We start from the raw sequence: 15,814 nt of genomic DNA on the forward strand, positions 1-15,814 counted from the left end.
GCCGGAAATCAGATGGCGTCGACGCCGCTCTCGCCAGTGCGAATGCGCACGGCTTCCTCGACATGCGAAACGAAGATCTTGCCGTCGCCGATGCGGCCGGTCTGCGCCGCCTTGCGGATCGCCTCGACCGCGCCCTCGACCGCCTCGTCGGCGAGAACGATCTCGATCTTCACCTTGGGGAGGAAGTCGACCACGTACTCGGCGCCGCGATAGAGCTCCGTATGGCCCTTCTGCCGTCCGAAGCCCTTGGCCTCGATGACGGTGATCCCCTGGAGACCGACGTCCTGAAGGGCTTCCTTCACTTCATCGAGCTTGAAGGGTTTAATGATCGCTTCGACCTTCTTCACCGAAGTTCGTCTCCCCCTACGTACCCGCCCTCGGACGGGTGACCGTCTGCTCCCGGCCAGGCAGCGTGTAGACCGATTGCCCGGCCGAGTCGATGCGGCAATTGCCTGTGAGATGTGTAGCGGATGACTGGCGCGAAAACCAGCGAACAGTCCCGGCCGACTGGGTATCGATGCGGCAGGTTGCGCTCAATTGATGGGCATCTGACGAGAGTTTCAGCACTATGCTTGTATCGGGATCGCCGACCGCTCTTCTGGACGACAGCGGCGTCAAAAGGTCGGACGCCCTCGCAGAGAAGGCAGGCATCGCGCTCGATACGCTGGTTGCGAATGCGGGTACCCGCGTCGCGGACGTCGCGGCGATGGGTCTGCAAAACGGGGCGCGGATCGCCGTCTGGGCGGGCCCGGGCATGAACGGTGCCGATGCGCGAAAGGCGGCGGAATTTCTGCGCGGTCGGTTCGCGGTGACGGTCTTCGCGTATGGCCGGGCCATCCATGGAGACGATTGTCTGCCGCTGGATGCTTATGACGGCACGGCGTTTGACCTCGTCGTCGACGGGCTCTTCGGGACCGGGCTCCGCCGCCCGCTGGACGCAGTCTGCTGCGAAGCGGTGCAACGTCTTGCAAGGAGCGGATCACCCGTCGTCTCAATTGACATTCCGAGCGGCATCGACGCGCGGACCGGCGCGATCCTTGGGGCGGCCGTCAGGGCTCAACGCACCGTAACGTTTGAAAGGCGTCGGTTGGGTCACCTCCTTATGCCCGGCCGCCTTCATGCGGGGGAACTGATCGTCGCAGAGATCGGAATACCTGATGAGGTTTGGGCCGACGTGCCGGCTCCGGCTGATGCGAACGAACCCGGTCTCTGGCTCAACCGGCTGCGTCATCCGTCGTCGGCCGGACACAAATACGACCGAGGCCACGTGGTAGTGTTCGCCGGACCGCTGGAGCACAGCGGCGCGTCGCGTCTCGCTGCGGCGGCGGCCCTACGCGGTGGCGCGGGCCTCGTGACACTTGTCGGCCAGCGCGACGCGCTTGCGGGTCTGTCGGCTCAGGTCACGGCCATCATGCTGCGTGGGTGCGACGGCGAGAGCGATCTCGCAACATTGCTGGAGGACGCGCGCTTCAACGCCTTCGTCCTCGGGCCGGGATTTGGAGACGCTGGAAGGGCGCGAGCTTTCGCGGGAATGGTCCTGCAAGCTGGCCGCCACCTGGTGCTTGATGCGGATGGAATCTCGGCGTTCGCGCAAGAACCGGACCAGCTCTTCAGCGCATGCCACGCAAGCAAGGGCGGCGTTGTGCTCACGCCGCACGCTGGAGAATTCAAGCGCCTGTTTCCAGACATCGCGGCCGATCCGTCGCTTTCGAAGCTCGACGCCGCGCGAGCCGCGTCGCGGACATCCGGCGCTGTCGTCGTGTCGAAAGGCGCCGACACGGTGATCGCCGCGCCCGACGGCCGGGCTGCGATCAACGCGACCGGAACGCCATGGCTGGCAACGGCGGGAACGGGCGACGTCCTCGCTGGCATCGTCGCGGCACAACTGGCGCAGGGAACACCGACCTTCGAGGCGGCCTGCGCGGGCGTCTGGATGCACGGACGTGCGGCAGAACTCTTCGGGCCGGGCCTCATCTCCGAGGATTTGCCGCAGATGCTGCCCCGCGTTCACGCTGAACTTGGCGCCATGCGGGGCGGCTGACCTCACTCGGCAGCTTCGGCCTTTGCGATCGGACGGCGCTCCAGCAGATCCTTCAGGAAGCGGCCGGTGTAGGACCGCGGAACCTTCACCAAAGCCTCCGGCGTTCCCGTCGCAACGATCTCGCCACCGCCATCCCCGCCTTCCGGACCGATATCGATGACCCAGTCCGCCGTCTTGATGACCTCGAGATTGTGCTCGATGACGACGACCGTATTGCCCTGATCGACGAGCTCGTGAAGCACCTCCAGCAGCTTGGCGACGTCGTGGAAGTGAAGCCCGGTCGTCGGCTCGTCGAGGATATAGAGCGTGCGGCCGGTCGCCCGACGCGACAACTCCTTCGCCAGTTTCACGCGCTGCGCCTCGCCGCCGGACAGGGTGTTCGCCTGCTGCCCGACCTTGATATAGCCGAGGCCGACTTCGTTGAGGGTCACAAGCTTGTCCCGAACCGCCGGGACGGCCGAGAAGAACTCGACGCCTTCCTCGACGGTCATGTCGAGGACGTCGGCAATCGACTTCTCCTTGAAGGTCACCTCCAGCGTCTCTCGATTGTAGCGCTTGCCATGGCAGACGTCGCAGGTGACGTAGACGTCTGGCAGGAAGTGCATCTCGATCTTGATGACGCCGTCGCCCTGGCATGCCTCGCAGCGACCGCCCTTCACATTGAAGGAGAAGCGGCCCGGCTGGTAGCCGCGCGCCTTCGCTTCCGGTAGGCCGGCGAACCAGTCGCGGATCGGTGTGAAAGCACCGGTGTATGTCGCCGGATTCGACCGCGGCGTGCGACCGATCGGCGACTGGTCGATGTCGATCACCTTGTCGAGGAGTTCCAGCCCGTCGACGCGGTCGTGATCGGCCGGCACATCGCGTGCGCCGGAAATGCGCCGTGCCGCGGCCTTGAACAGCGTCTCGATCAGGAAGGTGGACTTGCCGCCACCAGAGACGCCAGTCACACACGTGAAGACGCCCATCGGCACTTCGGCGGTGACATTCTTCAGATTGTTGCCGCGCGCGCCGACGACCTTGATCGCCTTGCCTTTCTGCGACTTGCGCCGCTTGCCGGGCACCGGCACCCCCTTGGCGCCGGAAAGATAGGCGCCGGTCAGCGAGTTCGGATGGGCCATCACCTCAACGGGCGTGCCCGAGGCGATGATCTGACCACCGTGGACGCCGGCTGCCGGACCGATGTCGACCACGTGGTCGGCCATTAGGATCGCATCCTCGTCGTGCTCCACGACGATCACCGTGTTGCCGATGTCGCGCAGGTGCTTGAGCGTGGCTAAAAGCCTCTCGTTATCGCGCTGATGCAGGCCGATGGAGGGCTCGTCCAGAACGTAGAGAACGCCCGTTAGGCCCGAGCCGATCTGCGAGGCGAGGCGGATCCGCTGCGACTCGCCGCCGGACAGCGTGCCAGACGCACGCGACAGGGTCAGGTATTCGAGGCCGACATCGTTCAGGAACCGCAGGCGCTCGCGGATTTCCTTGAGGATCCGGACCGCGATCTCGTTCTGCTTCTGCGTCAGCTTCTCGGGTAGCGCTTCGAACCAGTCGCGCGCATTTCGAATCGACTGTTCGCTGACCTCACCGATGTGAAGCCCTGCGACCTTGACCGCCAACGCCTCCGGCTTCAGCCGGTAGCCTCTGCAGGCCGGGCAGGGGGTCGCCGACATGTAGCGCTCGATCTCCTCGCGCGACCAAGCGGAGTCCGTTTCCTTCCAGCGACGCTCGAGGTTCGGGACAATCCCCTCGAAGGTCTTGGTCGTGGAATAGGACCGCAGCCCATCGTTGTAGCGGAACTCGATCTTGGTCTTGCCGGTCCCGTTCAGAATGGCATTGCGCGCGGTCTCGGACAGCGCCGACCAGCGCTCGGTCTGCTTGAACCCATACTCGCGACCGAGGGCCTCCAGCGTTTGACCGTAGTAGGGCGAGGTCGACTTCGCCCAGGGCGCGATGGCGCCGCCCTTCAGTGTCAGGTTCTCGTCCGGAACGATGAGCTTCGGGTCAATCTGCTGTTGGGACCCAAGACCGTCGCAACGCGGGCAGGCGCCGAACGGGTTGTTGAACGAGAACAGGCGCGGCTCGATCTCGGGGATGGTGAAGCCCGATACGGGACAGGCGAACTTCTCGGAGAAGAGGATCTGGCGCGGCTTGCCATCGTCGCCGAGGCCGTCCGCATACTCCGCGACCGCCAGTCCATCCGCGAGCCGAAGCGCCGTCTCGAGGCTGTCGGCAAGACGCGACTTGATGTCCCCGCGCACGACGATGCGATCCACCACGACGTCGATGTCATGCTTGAACTTCTTGTCGAGGGTCGGGGCATCGGCGATGTCGTGGAATTCGCCGTCGATCCGAACGCGCTGGAAGCCCTTCTTCTGAAGTTCGGCAAGTTCCTTCTTGTACTCGCCCTTGCGGCCGCGGATCATCGGCGCCAGCAGGTAGAGCCGCGTTCCCTCTTCAAGGACCATGATCCGGTCGACCATCTGACTGACTGTCTGGCTCTCGATCGGCAGGCCGGTCGCCGGCGAGTAGGGAACGCCGACGCGCGCGAAGAGAAGGCGCAGATAGTCGTAAATTTCGGTGACCGTGCCGACCGTCGAGCGCGGGTTCTTGGACGTCGTCTTCTGCTCGATCGAGATCGCGGGCGACAGACCGTCGATCTGGTCGACGTCCGGCTTCTGCATCATCTCGAGGAACTGGCGAGCGTAGGCCGAAAGGCTTTCGACGTAGCGGCGCTGCCCCTCGGCATAGATCGTGTCGAAGGCGAGCGAGGACTTGCCGGAACCCGACAGGCCGGTCATCACGATCAGCTTGTCGCGCGGAAGGTCTAGGTCGACGTTCTTGAGATTGTGCTCGCGAGCGCCGCGAATGGAAATGACGTTCTTCATGGAGTTCGCCGCACTGTGTCGAATACAAGGGCTTGAATGGAAAGCCGGCGGATTCGGTTCGCCCACCCGCTCCGGTTTTCCACTCCAGCCCACAGCCCATATCGGGAAGGCACGCGAAGAATCAAAGGTCCGGGTCTGCCGGACTGGCCTTGCCTTCGCCCAGTTCCCATTTTGTTCTAGACAGAATCATGCAGTGCGGCAATCCATGTCGGCGGCTGCGGCCACCGAGAAGGCTGGGGATCGACGTTTCCGGCGGTATCGTGCCGGCGGCAATGTCACTAGTGTCCGCGCGACGAGAGTTCATACGGAGAAGAAGAATGGCGGGTAGCGTCAACAAGGTCATCCTCGTCGGCAATCTCGGCGCCGATCCCGAGATCAAGCGCCTCAATTCCGGCGATGCGATCGCGAACCTGCGGATCGCGACCTCCGAGACCTGGCGCGACAAAGCTTCCGGCGAGCGCAAGGAGCGCACGGAGTGGCATAGCGTCGTGATTTTCAACGAGAACCTGGTGAAGGTCGCCGAGCAATACCTGAAGAAGGGCTCGACGGTCTACATCGAGGGCCAGCTGCAGACGCGCTCCTGGGAAGATCAGCAGGGCCAGAAGCGGTACACGACTGAAGTCGTGTTGCAGCGGTTCCGCGGCGAACTGCAGATGCTCGGCGGACGCGGTGGCGACGGCGGCGGCCCGTCCTATGACGGCGGCGGCGAGCGCTCGGGCGGACGCTCCGGCGGGGGCGGTGACTACGGCCGTGGCGGCGGTGGCGCCGGGGGCCGCAGTTCGGGCGGCGGCGGTGGATATGGCGGCGGGGGCGGCGGCGGTCGTCCGTCCGACGACATGGATGACGAGATTCCGTTCTGATCGGTCGTCGAACGCTCAGGCGGCGGGAACGAGGAACAACGCCTTGACCCCGTCGCTGACGAACTGGACGGCGAGCGCCGCCAGGAGAACACCCAGAAGACGGGTGACGACCGCGCGGCCCGTATGCCCCATCAGGCGCTCGAGCCGATCGGCTGCGCGCAGGAAGAGGTAGGCGACAAAGATCGTGATGGCGACGACCGCCAGCACGCTCCCCTGTCCCGCGGCGGACGGCAACTCGCCGGAAAGAAGGATCACGGCGGAAATCGCGCCGGGTCCGGCCATCAGCGGGATCGCCAGCGGCACGGCCGCAATCTCCCCGGCCTCGTGCTCGGTCATGGCTGTCTGGGCATCCTTTTCCTTGCGCGTCTTCCGCTTCTCGAACACCAGTTCGAACGCAATCCAGAACAGGAACAGCCCGCCGGCCACGCGGAAGGCGCCGAGCGAGATGCCGAGCGCCGTCAGGACGCTGAGGCCCGCAAGGCCGAAGACGGCAAGGATCGCAAAGGCGATGAGACAGCCGTTGCGCGCGATCCGCGCACGATCGGTCCGCGACATTCCGGCCGTCAGTCCGAGGAAGATCGGAGCCAGCCCGATCGGATCGATGATGACGAACAGCGTGGCGAAGCCGTTGAGCAATGTCTCGATCATTCGCGGGCTCCGCACGTCGCTGGAAATCCTCTTCTCATAGCGTCGACGGGATGCCGGTGCGACGGCTGCGCGGCGGATTGTGCGAAACGTGCGACGTTTATTTGCGGGTCGCCTGCCAACTTATTGATCCGACATTCGAATTACAAGCGCGCCGATTTGCGTCGAGGTGCCGGTTCCTTATATAAGGACGGTACATTCTGCCCAGGATTTCATCTTGTCCGATCTTCCTCCCGATTCCATCCAGCCCGAGCGTTCGACGGGGATCGAGCCGGTCTCCATCATCGAGGAGATGCAGCGTTCCTATCTCGACTACGCGATGAGCGTGATCGTGAGCCGAGCGCTTCCCGACGTTCGCGACGGGTTGAAGCCGGTGCATCGGCGCGTGCTCTACGCGATGAGCGAGATGGGACTGGTCTGGAACAAGTCCTATCGCAAGTCCGCCGGCGTCGTCGGCGAGGTGATGGGTAAGTACCATCCTCACGGCGATGCCTCGATCTACGACGCGCTGGTGCGCATGGCGCAGGACTTCTCGCTGCGAGCGCCGCTGATCGACGGGCAGGGGAACTTCGGTTCGATCGACGGCGATCCGCCGGCAGCCATGCGCTACACCGAATGCCGGCTCGAGAAGGTGTCCGACGCAATCCTGGCGGACATCGACAAGGAAACGGTCGACTTCCAGGACAATTACGACGGCCGCGAGCAAGAGCCGGTCGTGCTTCCGGCGCGCGTCCCGAACCTCCTCCTCAACGGTTCGGGCGGCATCGCCGTCGGCATGGCGACGAATATCCCGCCGCACAATCTCGGCGAACTGATCGACGGCTGCGTCGCGCTGATCGACAATCCGGCGCTGCAGCTGACGGACCTGATGGACATCGTTCCGGGTCCGGACTTCCCGACCGGCGCCATCGTGCTCGGTCGTGCGGGCATCCAGAGCGCGTACGCCACCGGGCGCGGTTCGATCCTGATGCGCGGCAAGGTGCACATCGAGGAAATGCGCGGCGACCGCGAGGCGATCGTCATCACCGAGATCCCGTATCAGGTGAACAAGGCCTCGATGATCGAGAAGATGGCCGACTTGGTGCGCGAAAAGCGCGTCGAAGGCATCTCCGACATTCGAGACGAGAGCGATCGCGAGGGCTATCGCGTCGTCATCGAGTGCAAGCGCGATGCCTCATCCGACGTCATCCTGAACCAGCTCTATCGGTTCACGCCCCTGCAGACGACGTTCGGTGCCAACATGGTGGCGCTGAACGGCGGCAAGCCGGAGCAGATGAATCTCCTCGACATGTTGTCCGCCTTCGTGGCGTTCCGCGAAGAGGTAGTACAGCGCCGCACGAAGTACCTTCTGCGCAAGGCGCGCGAGCGGGCTCACGTCCTGGTCGGCCTCGCGATCGCGGTCGCCAACATCGACGAGATCATCAAACTGATCCGCCATGCGCCCGACCCGACGACGGCGCGCGAGCAGCTGATGGAGCGGGAATGGGAGGCGAAGGACGTCGCGCCGCTGATCCGCCTCATCGACGATCCGCGTCATCGCATCAGTGACGCCGGCACCTACAGGCTGTCGGAGACGCAAGCGCGCGCGATCCTCGACCTCCGACTGCAGCGCCTGACCGCCCTCGGACGCGACGAGATCGGCGACGAGCTGAACACGATCGGGAATGAGATCCGTGACTACCTCGAGATCCTGTCCTCGCGGGTGCGCGTGCGCGAGATCATCAAGGACGAGCTGACGGCGGTCCGCGACGAGTTCGCGACCCCGCGTCGCACGCTGCTCCTCGAAGGCGCAGCCGACCTCGACGACGAGGACCTGATCCCGCGCGAGGACATGGTCGTGACCGTCAGCCACGGCGGCTACATCAAGCGTGTCCCGCTCAGCATCTATCGGGCGCAGCGGCGCGGCGGAAAGGGCCGCTCCGGCATGTCGCTGAAGGACGAGGAAGACTCGGTCACCCGGCTCTTCGTCGCGAACACCCACACGCCCGTCCTGTTCTTTTCCTCACGTGGCATCGTCTACAAGGAAAAGGTCTGGCGCTTGCCGCTGGCCACCCCGCAGTCGCGGGGCAAGGCACTCGTGAACATGTTGCCGCTGGAGAAGGGCGAGCGCATCACCTCGATCCTCCCGCTTCCCAGCGAGGAGGAAGCGGCCGAGCGGCTGAACGTGATGTTCGCGACCACCAAGGGAACGGTTCGCCGCAACAAGCTGTCGGATTTCACGCAGGTGAACCGCAACGGCAAGATCGCGATGAAGCTGGAAGAGGCGGAAGACGAGATTCTGGCGGTTGCCGTCTGCGGCGAGGACGACGACGTTCTGCTCGTGTCGTCGGCGGGACTTTGCATCCGCTTCCCGGTCACGGACGTGCGCGTGTTCACTGGCCGCAATTCGGTCGGTGTCCGGGGCATGGCGCTCGGCGAGAACGATCGCCTAATCTCGATGGCCATCCTTAGGCACGTGGAGGCAACACCGGCAGAGCGAGCCGATTATCTGCGCAAGCGGCGGGCGGTCGAGGGCGACGTCGCCGAAGAGGTGGCGGACGAGGAAGCCGCGGAGAGCGTGTCGATTAGTGCCGAGCGTTATGCGGATCTCGGGGCACGCGAGGAGTTCGTCCTTACCTTAAGCGAGTTCGGCTTCGGCAAGCGCTCCTCGTCCTACGACTTCCGCACCAGTGGTCGCGGTGGCAAGGGCATCCGTGCAACAGACATCGGGCGCGTGGCCGATATCGGTCGACTGGTTGCGGGCTTCCCGGTGGAATCTGGAGATCAAGTGCTAATGATCTCGGATCGCGGACAGATGATCCGCGTTCCAGTCGAGGGCATCCGCATTGCCGGTCGCGCAACGAAGGGCGTGACGATCTTCAACACGGCTGATAACGAACGGGTGGTTTCGGTGGAGCGCATCCCGGATCAGGGTACGGAAGAACCAGCCCTGGCGGACGCAACCGCTGATCCGTCTTCGGAGACGTCGGAAGACTGACCGGGCTGGGGGGATTTATCGCGGTAGCAGCTTCAGGCGTGGTTGCCGCGATATGTCCTCAACCAAGAATTTTCGGCTTACGCGCAAAAGCGCGCGCACGCTGCTTGCTCGCCTCGTTGTGCATCGCGATCACCGTAGCGGTGGACAGCGAGGCGACCATCGCGAGCGAAAGAGCAAGAAACAGCATGGATTTCCTCCGGAATACAACGCCATAACGTGAATGGTTGACGAATCGTTCCCGCCATGGATCGATCCGCTTCGCGTTCACGCGACGCGATCTTCTTTCGCCAGTATGCCGGTCCAATGCTTTGCAAAATGGTATCGACGCCCTAGCCGGTTCAAGAGGGGTCGTCAGACTTCGAACGTGGTTAGCGAGTCGTCATGAGCCGTATCGCCATCTATGCCGGTAGCTTCGATCCGCCGACCCTCGGGCATATCGACGTATTGCGCTCCGCCTCGCGCCTCTTCGACGAGATCGTGGTCGCGATCGGCGTGCATCCGGGCAAGACGCCGCTGTTTTCGCCGCAGGAACGTGCCGAACTCATCCGCAATAGCCTGGAGACCGAGACTGCGATGTCAGCGCAGGTGCGGGTGTCCTTCTTCAACGACCTCGTCGTGGAGGAGGCACGTCGCCAGGGAGCCGTCGCCATCGTCCGCGGCCTGCGCGATGCCACCGATTTCGACTACGAAATGCAGATGGCCGGCATGAACGGCGCGATGATGCCGGATCTGACGACCCTGTTCCTGCCGGCATCGCCTGCCACCAGGCCCATTACGGCCACATTGGTCCGCCAGATCGCCAAGATGGGTGGGGACGTTTCCTCTTTCGTACCGGAGCCCGTCGCCGCCGCCCTGAAACCCAAGCTCTCGTCTTCCTGAGGGCTGCCCGGAGTTCGATGATGAAATTTCTTCCGACCCTTGGTCTCCTCGCGGCCGTCGCGATGTCCGCGATTGCGCCGGCGCACGCACAGACAGCCGCCGGCGATACGCTGGTCATCGAGACCAACAAGGGCGAGATCGACGTCAAGCTCCGCCCGGATCTGGCGCCCAAGCATGTCGAGCAGATCAAGGCGCTCGCGAAGGAAGGCTTCTACAACGGCGTCGTCTTCCACCGCGTGATCGACGGCTTCATGGCCCAGACCGGTGATCCGACCGGCACCGGCATGGGCGGCTCGGACAAGCCGGACCTCAAGGCCGAGTTCTCCGACACGCCGTTCAAGCGCGGCACGGTCGGCATGGCGCGCGCGCAGGACCCGAACTCCGCCAACTCCCAGTTCTTTATCATGCTCGCCGACGGCGACTTCCTGAACGGCCAGTACACGGTGGTCGGCGAAGTGACCAAGGGCATGGACGTCGTCGACAAGATCAAGAAGGGTGACGAGGCCAACAACGGCACCGTCGAGAACCCCGACAAGATGGTGAAGGTCGAGACCCGCTGATATCGGCCTTGCAACCGCAGGGCGCTTCATCCATTCACGCAAGCATCTGGGCGATCCGAGTCTGTCGGATCGCCCTCCGTCATTGATAGGAGACGCACAATGGCCTTCGAAGATCCCGAGAACACGCTGGTTCTGGAAACGACGAAGGGGCAGGTCGTCATCAAGCTGCGGCCTGATCTCGCGCCGGGCCACGTCGCCCGCGTCAAGGAGCTCGCTCGCGAAGGCTTCTACGACGGCGTCGTGTTCCACCGGGTGATCGACGGCTTCATGGCCCAGGCCGGCGATCCGACGGGCACCGGCACCGGTGGTTCCGACAAGCCGGACCTGAAGGCGGAATTCTCGGCCGAGCCGCACAAGCGCGGGACGGTGTCGGCCGCGCGCACGGCCAACCCGAACAGCGCCAACTCGCAGTTCTTCATCTGCTTCGAGCGCGCGCCCTGGCTGGATCGCCAGTATTCGGTCTGGGGCGAGGTCGTCGAGGGCATGGACGCCGTTGACAAGATCAAGCGTGGCGAGCCGGTCCGCGATCCCGACTCGATCACCACCATGCGCGTCGCCGCGGACATCTGACAAGGTTCCCGTGCAAGTCGATCTCTTCGACTTCGAACTGCCGGAAGAGCGGATCGCCTTGCGACCCGCTCTTCCGCGCGAATCCGCCAGGCTTCTCTATGTCCCCGCGTCGGGTCCATTCGCGGATTGCCGGGTGGGCGACCTGCCGGACTTTCTGCGCGAAGGGGACGTCCTCGTCTTCAACGACACCAAGGTCATCCCGGCCCAGCTGACCGGTGAGCGGATAAGGGCCGGCTCGGATGGATCGTCCCGCGTAGCAGTCGACGCGACGCTACACATGCGCATCGCGCTCGATCGCTGGAAGGCCTTCATGCGGCCAGGCAAGCGGATCAAGGTCGGCGATCTCGTCGTATTCTCGTCCGGCACCGCGATAGATCCCGGCCTCGAAGCCGTCGTCCTCGAGAAAGGGGAGGGCGGCGAGGTCGACCTCCGGTTTACACTGGCCGGCCCCGAACTCGACGCGGCGATCTCGGTCGTCGGGCATTTGCCTCTTCCGCCCTACATCGCATCGAAGCGCGCGGTCGACGACGACGACCTGCGCGACTATCAGACGGTCTTCGCCCGCGAGGAAGGTGCGGTTGCCGCCCCGACTGCGGGCCTCCATTTCACGCCGGAGCTTCTGGCAAAGCTCGAATACCGCGGCGTAATGCAGGAGTTTGTTACTCTGCACGTCGGCGCAGGTACGTTCCTGCCGGTCAAGGCCGACGATACGACCGAGCACCGCATGCACAGCGAAATTGGCGTCGTAACGAAGGACGTCGCGGAGCGATTGCAGATTGCGCGGGACGAGGGGCGCCGGATCGTTGCTGTCGGCACGACATCGCTTCGCCTTCTGGAAAGCGCAGCGCGCGCGACGGGGCGGATCGAACCGTTCTCGGATGCGACCGACATCTTCATCACGCCAGGCTTCCAGTTCCGGGCGGTCGACGCGCTCATGACGAACTTTCACCTGCCGCGTTCGACGCTTTTCATGCTGGTGTCGGCCTTCAGCGGCCTCGACCGAATGCGCGCCGCATACGATCACGCGATTGCCGGCGGCTACCGTTTCTATTCCTACGGGGACGCCTGTCTCCTGGAGCGCAGCGCTTGACCGAGTTCCAGTTCAACGTATCCGCGACCGATGGTCTGGCCCGGCGCGGCACAATCCGCATGCCGCGCGGCGAGATCCGCACGCCCGCCTTCATGCCCGTCGGGACGGCCGCGACGGTCAAGGCGATGTATCTCGATCAGGTTCGCGATCTCGGATCGGATATTATTCTGGGCAACACCTACCACCTGATGCTGCGTCCCGGCGCCGAACGCGTGGCACGCCTCGGCGGGCTACACGAGTTTGCCCGCTGGCCCTATCCGATCCTGACGGACTCAGGCGGATTTCAGGTGATGTCGCTCGCGAGCCTGCGGAAGATGTCCGAGAAGGGCGTCACGTTCAGGTCCCATGTCGATGGCTCGGTGCATGAGTTGACGCCCGAGCGTTCGATCGAGATCCAAGGACTGCTCGACAGCGATATCCAGATGCAACTCGACGAATGCATCCGTCTGCCCGCGGAGCGTCCGGAGGTCGATCGGGCCATGGAGCTCTCGCTGCGCTGGGCAGAACGCTGCGCCATCGCCTTCGGCAATCAACCCGGCAAGGCGATGTTCGGCATCGTTCAGGGCGGCGACGTCGTGGATCTCCGGGTCCGCTCGGCCGAACGCCTACGAGCCATGGAGCTGAAGGGCTATGCCGTCGGCGGGCTTGCCGTCGGCGAGCCGCAGGAGGTGATGCTTCGCATTCTCGAGGAAACGGTTCCGGTGTTGCCGGTGGAGAAGCCACGCTACCTCATGGGCGTCGGCACGCCGGACGATCTTCTGCTGTCAATCGCGCGCGGGATCGACATGTTCGACTGCGTGATGCCAACCCGAGCGGGACGCCACGGGCTCGCCTTCACGCGCTATGGGCGCATCAACCTGCGAAATGCCCGGCACGCCGAAGATGCCTCGCCGCTGGATGAGCATTCCGATTGCCCGGCATCGCGGGACTATGCGAGGGCCTACCTTCACCATCTCGTCCGCACCGAGGAAACACTCGGCGCAATGCTGCTGACCTGGAACAATCTCGCCTACTACCAAACGCTGATGGCGGGCGCTCGGCAGGCTATCGAAACCGGACGGTTCGGCGACTTCGTCGCCGAGACCACCGAGGGCTGGGCGAAGGGTGAGGAGGCGAGGGGAGCATCCCGGCGCTGAGCGCCTCGCTCAGGACCAAGAGGCCTCATGGAGAAGCTCCGACCACTTTTTTCCCCTTTCCCCCGCATTTCCCTGTTGACCTTCCTGCGTATCTCCCCCTATAAGCCGCTCATCGACGACGGCGGTGGCGCCGGGGCGGACGGGTTGGACGGCTGAGGCGGTCTGGTTGGTTTGCCGGGAAGTTGGGTTGGCGGTTGTGTTCTTCCGGGATTTCTGGGAGGGGATGGCTGGCTGGCTCGGTTTTGCGCCTCTTGTGAGTGTCGGACGAGTTTTTTCGAGTTTGCTTCTGGCATGCTTGAAGGGTGGCTGGCCAGGTTGGTCACCCGAGCGGCGGACTGTTGTGGTTTGCCGGGTTCTTTGAGAATTGAAGAGAGAACGGAAGAAAGAGAGACGTGGACGGCGGTGTTGGCCGAGGACGGCTTGGGGCGATATCCTTTTCGCCCTGGGTTATGTCCGAGAGCTGAACCGACGATAGACACGTTTCGTTGAGATGAGAGCGGACGGCATGTTTGCTGGCTGGTTGGGCGTGAGCCTGGCTGGCTGGTTTGTGTTGTCCGGTACAAACTCTCGTTGATGCTTTGAGACAGTGACTTGAAGTCGGGATAACTCTTATCAAACCTGAGAGTTTGATCCTGGCTCAGAACGAACGCTGGCGGCAGGCTTAACACATGCAAGTCGAACGCCCCGCAAGGGGAGTGGCAGACGGGTGAGTAACGCGTGGGAATCTACCCTGAACTGCGGGATAGCTCCGGGAAACTGGAATTAATACCGCATGTGCCCTGAGGGGCAAAGATTTATCGGTTCAGGATGAGCCCGCGTCCGATTAGCTAGTTGGTGGGGTAAAGGCCTACCAAGGCGACGATCGGTAGCTGGTCTAAGAGGATGATCAGCCACATTGGGACTGAGACACGGCCCAAACTCCTACGGGAGGCAGCAGTGGGGAATATTGGACAATGGGCGCAAGCCTGATCCAGCCATGCCGCGTGAGTGATGAAGGCCCTAGGGTTGTAAAGCTCTTTCACCGGGGACGATAATGACGGTACCCGGAGAAGAAGCCCCGGCTAACTTCGTGCCAGCAGCCGCGGTAATACGAAGGGGGCTAGCGTTGTTCGGAATTACTGGGCGTAAAGCGCACGTAGGCGGACATTTAAGTCAGGGGTGAAATCCCGGGGCTCAACCCCGGAACGGCCTTTGATACTGGGTGTCTTGAGTTCGGAAGAGGTGAGTGGAATTGCGAGTGTAGAGGTGAAATTCGTAGATATTCGCAGGAACACCAGTGGCGAAGGCGGCTCACTGGTCCGATACTGACGCTGAGGTGCGAAAGCGTGGGGAGCAAACAGGATTAGATACCCTGGTAGTCCACGCCGTAAACGATGGAAGCTAGCCGTCGGGGGGTTTACCTTTCGGTGGCGCAGCCAACGCATTAAGCTTCCCGCCTGGGGAGTACGGTCGCAAGATTAAAACTCAAAGGAATTGACGGGGGCCCGCACAAGCGGTGGAGCATGTGGTTTAATTCGAAGCAACGCGCAGAACCTTACCAGCCCTTGACATGCCACGACGTCCTCAGAGATGGGGTCATTCCTTCGGGACGTGGACACAGGTGCTGCATGGCTGTCGTCAGCTCGTGTCGTGAGATGTTGGGTTAAGTCCCGCAACGAGCGCAACCCTCGCCCCTAGTTGCCAGCATTTGGTTGGGCACTCTAGGGGGACTGCCGGTGATAAGCCGGAGGAAGGTGGGGATGACGTCAAGTCCTCATGGCCCTTACGGGCTGGGCTACACACGTGCTACAATGGCGGTGACAGTGGGCAGCCAGCCAGCGATGGTGAGCTAATCCCCAAAAGCCGTCTCAGTTCGGATTGCACTCTGCAACTCGAGTGCATGAAGTTGGAATCGCTAGTAATCGTGGATCAGCATGCCACGGTGAATACGTTCCCGGGCCTTGTACACACCGCCCGTCACACCATGGGAGTTGGTTCTACCCGAAGGCGTTGCGCTAACCCGCGAGGGAGGCAGGCGACCACGGTAGGGTCAGCGACTGGGGTGAAGTCGTAACAAGGTAGCCGTAGGGGAACCTGCGGCTGGATCACCTCCTTTCTAAGGATGGACCTTTGACGGCCTCTTGGCCCCCGATCCTCGGATCGGCGCCCGGGACCACCGTATCGGTCTGTTTTAGAAC

Annotated in this window: 12 protein-coding genes and 1 rRNA gene; 9 read left to right on the forward strand and 4 right to left on the reverse strand. The window is 63.3% G+C overall.

All coding sequences use genetic code 11. The annotated features are described in order from the left end of the window. Positions 1 to 8: 8 nt before the first annotated feature. Positions 9 to 347, reverse strand: a complete 339-nt coding sequence (locus ACLNGM_RS15805; protein ID WP_055884870.1) for a P-II family nitrogen regulator — start codon at positions 345 to 347, stop codon at positions 9 to 11. A gap of 221 nt (positions 348 to 568) precedes the next feature. Between ACLNGM_RS15805 and ACLNGM_RS15810 the strand changes: the two genes are divergently transcribed. Beyond that, entirely contained in the window at positions 569 to 2,041 is a 1,473-nt protein-coding gene (locus ACLNGM_RS15810) for an NAD(P)H-hydrate dehydratase (RefSeq protein WP_416355678.1), read from the forward strand. A gap of 2 nt (positions 2,042 to 2,043) precedes the next feature. Here the strand turns inward: ACLNGM_RS15810 and uvrA are convergent, their stop codons facing one another. Continuing rightward, positions 2,044 to 4,920: an excinuclease ABC subunit UvrA gene (gene uvrA, locus ACLNGM_RS15815; protein ID WP_416358464.1), complete on the reverse strand. Its 2,877-nt coding sequence runs from the start codon at positions 4,918 to 4,920 to the stop codon at positions 2,044 to 2,046. A 317-nt stretch (positions 4,921 to 5,237) separates the two neighbouring features. Here uvrA and ssb point away from each other — a divergent pair, with 317 nt between their 5' ends. Continuing rightward, entirely contained in the window at positions 5,238 to 5,780 is a 543-nt protein-coding gene (ssb, locus tag ACLNGM_RS15820; RefSeq protein WP_090959229.1) for a single-stranded DNA-binding protein, read from the forward strand. 15 nt (positions 5,781 to 5,795) lie between these two features. On the opposite strand, the gene ACLNGM_RS15825 is transcribed toward ssb, so the two are convergent. Further along, positions 5,796 to 6,428 carry a MarC family protein gene (locus ACLNGM_RS15825; RefSeq protein ID WP_416355679.1) on the reverse strand — a complete coding sequence of 211 codons (633 nt, stop codon included), beginning with the start codon at positions 6,426 to 6,428 and terminating at the stop codon, positions 5,796 to 5,798. A 289-nt stretch (positions 6,429 to 6,717) separates the two neighbouring features. Between ACLNGM_RS15825 and gyrA the strand changes: the two genes are divergently transcribed. Next, positions 6,718 to 9,402, forward strand: a complete 2,685-nt coding sequence (gyrA, locus tag ACLNGM_RS15830; protein ID WP_416358465.1) for a DNA gyrase subunit A — start codon at positions 6,718 to 6,720, stop codon at positions 9,400 to 9,402. 58 nt (positions 9,403 to 9,460) lie between these two features. Here the strand turns inward: gyrA and ACLNGM_RS15835 are convergent, their stop codons facing one another. After that, positions 9,461 to 9,589, reverse strand: a complete 129-nt coding sequence (locus tag ACLNGM_RS15835; RefSeq protein WP_280137607.1) for a hypothetical protein — start codon at positions 9,587 to 9,589, stop codon at positions 9,461 to 9,463. Between the two features lie 194 nt (positions 9,590 to 9,783). Here ACLNGM_RS15835 and coaD point away from each other — a divergent pair, with 194 nt between their 5' ends. The 6 genes from coaD (at position 9,784) to ACLNGM_RS15865 (ending at position 15,732) form a co-directional block, all read left to right on the forward strand. Continuing rightward, positions 9,784 to 10,281, forward strand: a complete 498-nt coding sequence (gene coaD / locus ACLNGM_RS15840; RefSeq protein WP_416355680.1) for a pantetheine-phosphate adenylyltransferase — start codon at positions 9,784 to 9,786, stop codon at positions 10,279 to 10,281. A gap of 20 nt (positions 10,282 to 10,301) precedes the next feature. Then, on the forward strand, positions 10,302 to 10,841 hold the full coding sequence (locus ACLNGM_RS15845) for a peptidylprolyl isomerase (protein ID WP_416358466.1): 540 nt from the start codon (positions 10,302 to 10,304) through the stop codon (positions 10,839 to 10,841). A 99-nt stretch (positions 10,842 to 10,940) separates the two neighbouring features. Further along, on the forward strand, positions 10,941 to 11,411 hold the full coding sequence (locus ACLNGM_RS15850; RefSeq protein ID WP_416355681.1) for a peptidylprolyl isomerase: 471 nt from the start codon (positions 10,941 to 10,943) through the stop codon (positions 11,409 to 11,411). A gap of 10 nt (positions 11,412 to 11,421) precedes the next feature. Then, positions 11,422 to 12,501, forward strand: coding sequence for a tRNA preQ1(34) S-adenosylmethionine ribosyltransferase-isomerase QueA (queA, locus tag ACLNGM_RS15855; RefSeq protein WP_416355682.1), 1,080 nt, complete (start codon positions 11,422 to 11,424; stop codon positions 12,499 to 12,501). Then, on the forward strand, positions 12,498 to 13,637 hold the full coding sequence (tgt, locus tag ACLNGM_RS15860; protein ID WP_416355683.1) for a tRNA guanosine(34) transglycosylase Tgt: 1,140 nt from the start codon (positions 12,498 to 12,500) through the stop codon (positions 13,635 to 13,637). The genes queA and tgt overlap by 4 nt, the downstream gene beginning before the upstream one ends. A 614-nt stretch (positions 13,638 to 14,251) precedes the next feature. Next, positions 14,252 to 15,732, forward strand: a 16S ribosomal RNA gene (locus ACLNGM_RS15865). Positions 15,733 to 15,814: the final 82 nt, after the last annotated feature.

Origin of the sequence: Aureimonas phyllosphaerae (genome assembly GCF_047943035.1) — a bacterium.
Taxonomy (GTDB): domain Bacteria; phylum Pseudomonadota; class Alphaproteobacteria; order Rhizobiales; family Rhizobiaceae; genus Aureimonas; species Aureimonas phyllosphaerae.